Raw genomic sequence first — 719 nt, forward strand, 5'->3', positions numbered from 1 at the left:
GTCACGATAATAATGGCATAGCTTTTTCGTTGCGCCTCTTTGCAAAGATCGAAAATGCCATCAACAAAATCGCAGTCTTCTTGGCGATGCACGTAGCCATGGTTCACGTTAATAACGCCATCTCTATCGAGTAAAAGTGCTTTGCGCGTTGGCGTTGTCATGCTGTTGTTTTATCCATTTCTTTCAAGATTTGTTCTGCAAGTAATTGATGCCCCTCTGCTGAAAAATGCGTTGGGTCGTCGTAGTGTGTTTGCATATTGCGTTCAAATACGTCGTAGCATTTTATGAGAGAGGTCTTGCTGTGTTTTTGAGCCAGTTCGGCGAGAGCGACATTATAAGCTTTAATCGCTTGGTTGCGAGATTTATCGTGATTGGGGGCTGTTTCGATCAACACCACGGAGGACTGCGTTTTATTGATGATGGTTTCTATATTTTCTTTGTATTCGTTCAAAGGAACTTGGTTTTGCATGCCAAATAGTTTGCCTATCCCTATTTTTCGACCGTATTTCTTCCATTTTTTTACCCAGCGTCGAAGAAATCTACGAGTGGATGAGTCAGGGTAATACAGCACATAAGGCGCGGCTTTGATTGTCAGCCAGCTATCGACAAGGCCATATTGAATGAAAATAATTTCGATCTTCGGGTGTTCGTAGTCTTTGAAAAACTCGAGCGCTTCACGCGTAGTAGACATGGTCAGTCCGCAATTCTGTATTGAACGC

General features: G+C 43.0%; 1 protein-coding gene. It reads right to left on the minus strand.

Translation table 11 applies throughout. The annotated features are described in order from the left end of the window. Positions 1-157 precede the first annotated feature (157 nt). A partial coding sequence (locus A3738_RS09165) for an SGNH/GDSL hydrolase family protein (protein WP_231876597.1) occupies positions 158-719 on the minus strand: 562 nt, incomplete at its 5' end.

The organism is Oleiphilus sp. HI0066 (genome assembly GCF_001635725.1).